This is a genomic window from Arthrobacter sp. 05L45_2 (genome assembly GCF_056397525.1).
The window spans coordinates 1-8,916 of sequence record NZ_JBFTNO010000133.1 but is presented as its reverse complement, the minus strand read 5'-3'; the positions used below and the strand labels follow the sequence as shown (position 1 = coordinate 8,916).

Here is an 8,916-nt window from a genome sequence, read left to right as displayed (position 1 = left end):
ATGTAGGCTCAGGTGATCTGCCAAGATACCTAGGGCCCCAGTCGCTTGCCTAGCTTTCCAGCTACGTGATGCAGCTGGGGCTCTTGCTTGCCCTCAGAGACTACATGTAGTGCAAGAGTCCCGCGTAGACCCCAAGATGATGTATTACATGTATGTCATTTAACGCACGTTTAATCCACAGCCATGGGCCTTCGAAATGTCCGGATTTCAGCCATTTTCGAGGACGAAATCCACACCCTGTGGAGTACTTAGCCACAATTAACCGCCCCGTGTGTCGCGCACTGGACGGCGTGTCGCTCAGCCGGGAATCTATGTGGGATGGCGAGGAACCCGCTGGCCCCACGCGACCGCATGCCGAGCCGATCGGCCGGGCACATACATTCCACGTAGATTCCACGATGATTCCCGTATGCAAAAATATGGAATCTATGTTGTTGTTGCGGAACCTATGTTGGTTTTTGGAATCTAAGGCGTATTCCTAGGGTCGAGCAAACATCGCGGTCGCATCGTTCATGCTTCACCCGTGGACGTCGAAACCGCTCATTGATTCCACGCTTCACCCATTGATTCCATTCATTCCACGTTTGCGTGCGCACGGAATGCACTGGAATCTACGCAACCACCGCGCTGCAGATCGAGACCTGTGAGTCCGGGACACATGCGCGCAAGCACACCGCCGACCGATCCCGCACCCATCTATGCAATCGGTCCAAGAGACTCGGGCAATAATGGACGACTACGACCTTGGCTCATGAGCACTGCACCTACGGGCGCATCGACGTGAACACATCGTGAACACAATTATCTGTGATCAGCACGATTCTGAAGTGATGACTAGTGACCCAAAAAGCGCGTCAGTACAGTCTTTTCGCAACAGAGTCACTGCTCAGATTCTCCGCTACGTTTCACTCGTAATGAGAAGGTCATCAGTTCGATTCTGATAGGAAGCTCGAAAAAACCCCGCCATTCCTAGGAATGTGCGGGGTTTTGCTTTTGGGGCTCGTCGCTCAGGGCAAAAGACTGCTCCCCGATAGAAGGGCTGATTTCTCAGTTCAACTATCGGGGAGCAGTTCATTTCCCGGAGCCGGTCCCGGCCGTGGTTGGTGAGGCTGCTATTTGGCTCCGAGGAAGATCGGGTTCGTGAGAGCGGCCATCGGCCCGAGCAGCAGAGCCGTTCCCATGGCTGTGCCGTTGCTGGGGGTACCGTCGGCCATCGGGTGGCGGACCTCGACCCGCACATAGGAGGAGAGCTGCGCCGTGGTGACCCAGCTGTGGGAGCCCTGGCCGGAGGCCGGAAGCGTGACCTGCTGGGTCTGCCCCTCATCAGTGATAATCCGCACCACACCGTTCGGGACACCCGTGATGTCCACGCGCACCGTCACCGGCGCGTCTGCGGCGACGTCCAGCCGCTCCCCCACGCCGGCTTTCCGTTTGCCCGAGGTGACGCTGAGATCCAGCGAGATGTCGGCGGATTCGGCGATCCAGCTGCGTCCGTTGCGGATGCCATCCAGCAGCGCGTCGTGGGAGAGCGCCGTGGCGTTGACCACGTTGTGCGGCAACCCGATGACCTGCGGCGCACTGTGGGCGTCACTGTTGCCCATGGCCGGCAGCCAGCGTCCGCCGGTACGCGCAGAGTGGGCGAGCATGGAGTCCCAGGAGTTGATCGCGTACTCGTCATCCGCGGTCCAGGGGCCGGTCCAGACCTCAACGGCGTCGGCGTCGTCGTACCCGAACTTCCAGCGGCAGGCGACGTACGGGCAGAACGGGTGTGCCGGGACTACCAGGCCGCCCGAGGCATGGATGTGCTGCGCTTCCTGTTCGAATCCCTTGTCGCGGGCCCGGTAGCGCCAGTCGATCCAATCCCCCGGTTCGATACCGAGGGCGAGGTAGTGCCCGTTCCGGGTGGTGACTTCCTCCCCCGTGAGGATCAGCAGGCCGTTGCCCGCGAGAGGCCCCCACACCCCGTGCGAGGCGGGGGTGTTGTGGTCGGTGCTGATCATGAAATCGAGTTTCGCGGCCCTTGCACCGGCCGCAACTTCCGCCGGGGTGCGCTTGCCGTCGGAGTAGACGGTGTGCAGGTGGGCGTCCCCGCGGTACCAGGCAGCTCCGCGGCCCGCGACCTGCTTCGGCGGGTACTGGGGACGGAATGGGGCGCCGTCGGGACCGTAGTCGAGGGTGACGTTGACGGTGTAGTCCATGCCCTGYTCGGCCACCTGGTACGGGCCCAGGGCGATGTTCCAAGTCCCCTTGCCGATCGGGCCGGGCAGGTAGCCGGGCGTGGCTTCGGCGGCGCTGATGAAGAATTCGGTGCGGAAGCCGCCGGACCAGCCGCGGAAGCCCTTGCCGGCGATGGCGGTGCCGTTCTCATCGAATACTCCGATGTCGCAGGCGTTGGTCAGCAGCCCCGAGGGCACCGTGGGCTTGCTGTAGGTGTAGGAGACGCTGATCTTGTTGACACCGGCGGGAACCTGCACCGGAAGGTACACGAAGTCGGCGGCTCCGGGGTCCAGATGCCCGGTGAGGGTTTTGGTTTTGCTGGTGCCGGTGTCCGCGGCGGCGAAGCTCATGGGCGCCAAGGTGATGGCTGCGCCGGTCAGTGCAGCAGCGAGGAATCCGCGGCGGCTGGGCGATAAGGGAGCATTATTGGCCTCGTGGGCCTGGCAGGGTGAAGTCACGCCCCCGAGTCTCAGGATGCGGACTTAACGGAAAGCAACGGGTCGACCAACACCGCCTAAACCGCGGCTGGGAAGATGCCGGGACTTATGGAACCTGGGGTCGGGGGCCCGGCCCTGAAGTGACGGCAAGGCCTCTGCCCGTCAGAGCCCGGGCCGGCACTCTCCGCGGCCAAGAATGGACAGTCCCGTCAGGTCGCCGGCCTGGTAGGTGCTCAGGCCGGCGGCATCGGTCGGGTTCATCAGCTGGGTCGGGTCCTGAACATGGTCCAGTCCCACCACATGGGCGAGTTCGTGTTCGATGGTGCCCCGCGCGGGCGCCGGCCCTTCGTGTTCGATGATGGTCTGCAGGCCGGGCCCGTTCAGGGTCAGCTGGCCGCTGACGTACGTGTAGTCCCGGTTGCCCAACCCGACGGAATCGCTGCCGCCCAGGCCGAGGACAGTGTCGCCGTACTCGGGGTTGGTGAAGCGGGGTTCTTCCGCGCTGGTTTCCCACGCGATGAGCACCGGCGCCCACCGGTCACCGTACCGGTCCGGCTGGTAGGATTGCCGGTCCTTCGACGGCGCCTCTGTGGTGGCGCCGTCGTCGATGAACATCAGCCCGGTCGCCCGGGAGACCGCCGCGACGGCCTCTTCGATGAGCTTCGGTCCGGCCGCGGGCGAGTTGGCCGCGCGGGTGACGTAGTGGATCGGCCGGCAAGGGTCGTAGGTCACGGGCTGCCCGCCGTTGCTGGTGTCCATAAAGGCGTAGGCGGTGGACCAGTCGGTCACCCGTGCGGGCGTGCCGAGGGGCACGGCATGCTCCTCCCGGCCCGGCGTCGGGTACGTGGCGAACGGATCGGGCATACCTGCGTCTGCCTGGCTCCGGTTCCGGTTGGGATCCGGCGCGGTGTGGTAGATCAGGCCGCCGGACTCACCGGCGGCGGCGGTGGTGGCGGGGCTGGCGGCGGGGCCGCCCAGGATCGCCGAGGGTTTCAGGTCGCCGTGCAGGTAGAGGCTGAAGCCGGCCGTAAGTACGCCCGTGATCACGACGGCGGCGACCCTCGACAATGTCCCGACGATCAGCGCACCGCGCGGCCGTTTCCGCACGGCCGGTGACGGGTAGGCCTGACCGGTCCCCCAGCCAGGATAATGCGGAACCCCGGGMCGCTCCGGTTTGCTGGCGTGTTCCTCCGGCCGCCACAGCGGACTCTGTGACGGCTCCCCCGGTCCATCCATCCGCAGCTTCTCCCCCGTTGTTCCCGACTCCGGTGTCAGCGTAAGGGAATCCGGGGCTTCACACCATGGTTAGACGCCCACATGCCCGCGGCGGCACTGATTTCCCTGGCAGCGCGCCGGGCGCAGGGTCAGGGGCCGCTCCCGGGCCGGATCTGCTTGTCATTCCGCGCCCGGTCCGCGAATCTTGGGAAATGGACCGGCCTGAGCGCGAGGTACGCCCGGCGGCAGCGCCGTCGGGACGGACCCCGACGCCGGTTCCCGGCAGCAACCGGCCCTGGAGCGCGGTGGTCGGCTTCGGGCTGGTCAGCCTGGCGACCGACCTCGTCTCCGACGGCGCCCGCCCGCTCGCCGGGCCGCTTCTGGCCCAGCTTGGCGCCTCTGCGCTGCTGGTGGGGGTAGTGACCGGCGCAGCCGAGGCCGCGGCCCAGGGGCTGCGCCTGGTCTTTGGGCCGTGGGCGGACCGGACGCGCAAATACTGGACGTTCACGCTGGCCGGATACGCCACGACGGCGGTGTGCGTGCCGCTGCTGGCGCTTGCCCCGGCCGCGGGTGCCGCGGGGCTGGTCCTCGCCTCGGTGCTGATCATCGGGGACAGGGTAGGCAAGGCCGTGCGCAGCCCTGCCAAGACGGTGCTGCTGGCCGCCGCGGCCAAGGGGGTGGGCCGCGGCCGGGGCTTCGCCGTGCACAAGTCCCTGGACCTCGCCGGAGCGGTCGCCGGACCCGTCATCGTCGCCGCGGTGCTGGCCGCGACCGGAGTCCTTCCGGCAGCCTTCGCTGTCCTGGCCGTTCCCGCCGGCGTCGCCGTCGTGCTGCTGCTGGGGTTGCGCCGAAGGGTTGCGGGGGCGGACAGCGCCGGCACAACACCGCTCCCGGCAGGCAGGCCCGCGGCCTTATTCTCCGGCGTATTCCTGCTCTGTGCGGTGTGCGCCTTCTTCTGGAGCGCCGGACTGGTGGCCTTCGGCGCCATCGCCTACCACCTCGGCGCTGACGTGGCTGTTCCCACCCCCGTGGTTCCGTTGCTCTATGCCGCCGCCATGGGCGCGGCGGCGCTGGGGGCGTTGGGGAGCGGCAGCGTCTACGACCGGCTTGGTCCGTCGGTGCTGCTGGTCCTGCCGGTACTCATCGCCGCCATACCCGTGCTGGCCTTCTCCAACGTCCTCGCCCTGGTGCTGGCCGGCGTCGCGGTGTGGGGCGCCGCCACAGGAGTCCAGGACTCAACCGTCAAGGCCCTAGTGGCGGATCTTGTGCCGGAGCCGAGGCAGGGGTCCGCATACGGGGTCTTCGCCGCCTTCGAGGGTGCGGGCGCGCTGGCCGGCGGCGCTCTTTACGGAGCCCTCTACGGTGCGTGGCCGGCCCTGATCGCCGTCGTCGCGGCCCTCCAGATGGCGGCGTTGGGCCTGCTGCTCATGACGGTTCGGCGGTTGCACCGGACGGGAGAGGCCGGCACCGCCGCAGCGGCGGGCGGTGCCGTTGACCCGGTTGTTAGCGTCCCCAGACGGACGCGGCGCCGGAGTGACCGGTGACGATGCTCTGGTAAACGTAGACGGCGCCGGCCACGGCGCCGGCGACCAGCAGAATGATCCGCACCACCCGGTTTGCGCGCAGGCTTCCGAGGAAGGTGAACCGCCGGCCGATTGGCTCGAAGGTCACCACGATCATTGCCGCGACCACCACAAAGAACACCACCGAAATGATCTTCAGCGCGTCGCCCTGCTGGGCGTGGGCCAGTACCGCTGCCGTGGCCGGCCGGGACTTCTCCAGCTGCTCGCCCGCCTGCGCCGTGACAAGGGCCACCGGAACCAGCAGCAGGGACAATACAGCCAGGGGCCAGGCCAGGTACCGGCGCCAGCGCGGCGCGGCCGCGTACACAATGGCAGCGAGGCCGGCCATCGGACCCAACACCACAACGGCGTGGACCAGCAGGATGTGTGCCGGAAGGCCTGCAATTTCAATCACGTGGGATCTCCTACGGTGGACGTGCGCTGCGCGCCCCCGGCATGCAGGCCGGAGCTTCTATGATTCTTGCATGGCAAACCGTGAGCTCGCGGGGATCGCGGCGCGACTCTACGCGCTGCCATTTGACGACTTCGTCGCGGCCCGCAATAACGCGGCCAAAGAACTGCTGGGAACAGCGCCCGCGACGCCCGGGCTGAAGTCCCGCGTGGCGCAAGTACGCGCCATGCCCAAGCCCTCCGTCGGCGCCTGGRCCGTGAACATGCTCGCCCTGCACCGCCCGGACACGGTCCGGGCGCTGATCGAACTGGGCCAGGAAATGCGCGGCGCGCAGGACACCCTTGACGCGGCCGCATTGCGGAACCTGGGCCGGGAGCGGCGCAAACTCCTGGCAACCGCCGTCGACGCAGCACGGGCCGTGACGGTGCAACAGGGCCGGACGATCAGCACTGCCATCGCCGCCGAAGTGGAGCAGACCCTGCGGGCCGCCACGGCCGACGAAGGTGCCGCTGCCGCGGTCCGCAGCGGCCGGCTCCTCCGGTCTCTGTCGGCCGACGGCGTCGACGTCGTTGACCTCGACGGCGCCGTCGCCCTCCCGGACCTGCCGGTGCCCACGCAGCCGGCTTCCGCCGGACGGACGGACGCGCGGACACCTGACCCAGCGGCCACGGATCAGCCGCGGCTGCGCGCAGTCCGCCCGGAACGGCCCGCCCCCACCCCCTCCGTCCGGGAACGGGCCGAGGCAGCCCTGGCGCTGGCCGCCGAAGCCGCGCTGTCCAGCGCCGCTGAGGCGGAGCAGGCCGACGCGGAACTGGCCGAGGCGACGGGCGCCGCAGCCGCCCTCGCCAAGGAAGCCGCGGAACTCAAGGAAAAGCTGGCACGCTCCGAAGACGGGCTGCGGCTGGCACGCAAACGCCTTGAAACAGCCACCACCGCCGCGCAACTGGCGGCCCGCACGGCGGACAAGGACCGCCGTCGCGAGGATCTGGCGCGGGAACGGGTACTGCGGCTCGGCAACACGCCGGGCGGGTGAGCCTTGACTGTCACACCCCGGTTGCAGACTTAAGCCATGGAACAGCATCAGGAATTTGCAGCAGCCCCAGGTGCCGCCGCCACGTCAGCGGCCGTGTATTGGGAGGTCACCTACCTGGACACGGACTGCGGCCGGGTCCGTACCGAAGCTTTCGACGATGCCGCTGATGCCGAGCGGTTCGCCAGCCGCCGCCTCCTCGGCGAGGACGGCTGGGCGATCGTTGACGCCATCCGTCCGATGGAGGGCCGGGCGGCCGCCTAAGGCCGGCGACCGGCTTGCGGGCCCCCGGCTACGGGAGGGGGCACCCTGCCGGACAGCGCGGCCTCTTGTGGGGGCCGGCATCGGTGTCCGCAGGGTGCGGACCGGCCCTTTTGGCTCGGCGGCCGGAGGAGTACTTTCGGAATGAAGGCATTTCCCGAAAGAGGCCACCATGCAGCCACCGCGGCGCCGCAAGCCCCCAGACCGCAGCAGTGCACGGGCCCGCTGGGTTGCAGCGACTGCGGCCGGCGCTCTCCTCTTCGCCGCGGCCGGGTGCGCGCCTGCCAGCAACACCGTCCAGGGAGGGCAGCAGTCGTCCGACGACGCGACGGTCCTGACCCTCGCTACCGCCGGCGGACCCGACGGGCGGTCCGCAGCCCAGATCAACGAATTCGCCCGCCAGGTCAAGGACGTCTCCGGCGGGCGGCTCCGGATTGAGCTGGTGCTGAAGGCAGCGGCCGACGAAGCCGGCGCCTGGGACCAGGCCGTCGCCCAGTCCACCGAGGGCGGCGACTTCGACATGGCGCTCGTTCCTACCAGGACGTGGGAATCCGAGGGGGTGCTGTCCTTCGCGGCACTGTCTGCCCCCTTCCTGCAGGCCTCCGACCAGGCATTGGCGAAGATGGTTGAGCCTGAGATCGCAGGCAGCATRATGGCGGGGCTCAAAACGGTCGGACTCACCGGCCTCGCGCTGCTTCCCGACGGCCCGAGGATGCTCTTTGCCTTCGGAGCTCCGGTGGCCACACCAGCCCAGCTCGCCGGCAAAGTTGTCCGTGCTCCGCGCTCCAGCACCGGCTATGCAACCTTGAAGGCGCTGGGCGCGACTCCGGAAACCCTGGCGGGGCAGCTCTTTACTGACGCCCTCGCCAAGGGCACGGTCCGGGCCGCCGAGTCTTCCTTCACGCGGGCTGCCGCTTTCCCGCGGCCCAGCACCACGGCCGGGAACCTGCCGTTGTACGTGAAGGTCAACTCGCTGGTGATCAACTCCAAGACCTATACCCGGCTGGCCGCCGACGACCGGCGGATCCTGCTCGAGGCGACAGCCAAAACCCGGGCAGCCGTAACCGGCTCCATGATCCACACCGCGGAGGAGGCGGCCGCCTATTGCCAGCACGGGGGCACGGTTGTCACGGCCACGGACAAGCAGGTCGCGGCCTTCGAAGCCGCGGCGGCCCCGGTCTACGCCCAACTGGAGAAGGACGCCACCACGCGGGCACTTATCGCCAGGATCCGGACCCTCTCCGACGCCGCAGGGGGCGCAGCGGACATCGCACCCTGCGGCCCCGGTGCGGGACCCGGCGGGTAGCGGGACCCGGCGGGCCGCCACGGGCCGGCGCACTCAAACGAAAGAGCGGTCCACGACCCACAGGTCGGGAACCGCTCCTCCGGTCGCCCCGGCAAGTGTGCGCCGGGGCAGGAACGTGCTTAGGCGAAGTCGGAAACCGCCGGGTCCGGACCAATGCGTCCGGCGCCCTCGGCAGTCCGGTCCAGGCCGTTGATGGCCTGCACGTCGGTCTCGTCGAGGGTGACGTCCAGGGCGGCGTAGTTCTCGCGGATCCGCGACTCGGTCACGGACTTGGGGATCACAACGTTGCCGATCGCGAGGTGCCAGGCGATGACCACCTGAGCCGGCGTGGCGTTGTGCTTGGCGGCGATCTGGGCGATGACGGGGCTCTCCAGCAGCTCGCCGCCCTGGCCCAGCGGGGACCAGGCCTGCGTAAGGATGCCCTTGGAGGCGTTGAATTCGCGCAGCTCGGCCTGGTTGAAGAACGGGTGCAGTTC

The 8,916-nt window shown here is 68.2% G+C and carries 8 protein-coding genes; 4 read left to right on the top strand and 4 right to left on the bottom strand.

What is annotated here, in order from left to right:
* Positions 1-1,112: 1,112 nt before the first annotated feature.
* Together AC1DHD_RS11120 and AC1DHD_RS11115 are read right to left on the bottom strand one after the other, a co-directional pair.
* On the bottom strand, positions 1,113-2,675 hold the full coding sequence (locus AC1DHD_RS11120; RefSeq protein WP_476879775.1) for a CehA/McbA family metallohydrolase: 1,563 nt from the start codon (positions 2,673-2,675) through the stop codon (positions 1,113-1,115).
* A gap of 141 nt (positions 2,676-2,816) precedes the next feature.
* Positions 2,817-3,761 (bottom strand): peptidase, encoded by a 945-nt coding sequence (locus tag AC1DHD_RS11115; protein WP_476879774.1) that lies wholly within the window; start codon positions 3,759-3,761, stop codon positions 2,817-2,819.
* 320 nt (positions 3,762-4,081) lie between these two features.
* On the opposite strand from AC1DHD_RS11115, the gene AC1DHD_RS11110 reads away from it, so the two are divergent.
* On the top strand, positions 4,082-5,413 hold the full coding sequence (locus tag AC1DHD_RS11110; RefSeq protein WP_476879773.1) for an MFS transporter: 1,332 nt from the start codon (positions 4,082-4,084) through the stop codon (positions 5,411-5,413).
* Here the strand turns inward: AC1DHD_RS11110 and AC1DHD_RS11105 are convergent.
* Positions 5,373-5,846 (bottom strand): DUF2231 domain-containing protein, encoded by a 474-nt coding sequence (locus AC1DHD_RS11105; RefSeq protein ID WP_476879772.1) that lies wholly within the window; start codon positions 5,844-5,846, stop codon positions 5,373-5,375. The two genes, AC1DHD_RS11110 and AC1DHD_RS11105, sit on opposite strands and share 41 nt — an antisense overlap.
* Before the next feature lie 70 nt (positions 5,847-5,916).
* On the opposite strand from AC1DHD_RS11105, the gene AC1DHD_RS11100 reads away from it, so the two are divergent.
* The 3 genes from AC1DHD_RS11100 (at position 5,917) to AC1DHD_RS11090 (ending at position 8,440) form a co-directional block, all read left to right on the top strand.
* A complete protein-coding gene (locus AC1DHD_RS11100) occupies positions 5,917-6,876 on the top strand; it encodes a hypothetical protein (protein WP_476879771.1) in 960 nt (319 codons plus the stop codon).
* Between the two features lie 36 nt (positions 6,877-6,912).
* The gene (locus AC1DHD_RS11095; protein ID WP_476879770.1) at positions 6,913-7,137 is read left to right on the top strand and encodes a hypothetical protein; all 225 of its coding nucleotides are present in this window, start codon (positions 6,913-6,915) and stop codon (positions 7,135-7,137) included.
* 169 nt (positions 7,138-7,306) lie between these two features.
* A complete protein-coding gene (locus tag AC1DHD_RS11090; protein ID WP_476879769.1) occupies positions 7,307-8,440 on the top strand; it encodes a TRAP transporter substrate-binding protein in 1,134 nt (377 codons plus the stop codon).
* Positions 8,441-8,559: 119 nt separating this feature from the next.
* On the opposite strand, the gene AC1DHD_RS11085 is transcribed toward AC1DHD_RS11090, so the two are convergent.
* Positions 8,560-8,916: aldo/keto reductase (locus AC1DHD_RS11085; protein ID WP_476879768.1), on the bottom strand; the 357-nt coding region annotated here is incomplete at its 5' end.

Bases quoted from the DNA above. Each gene is read 5' to 3' on its own strand.
- AC1DHD_RS11110 (WP_476879773.1), top strand. From the start codon at position 4,082: ATGGACCGGCCTGAGCGCGAGGTACGCCCGGCGGCAGCGCCGTCGGGA.
- AC1DHD_RS11095 (WP_476879770.1), top strand. From the start codon at position 6,913: ATGGAACAGCATCAGGAATTTGCAGCAGCCCCAGGTGCCGCCGCCACG.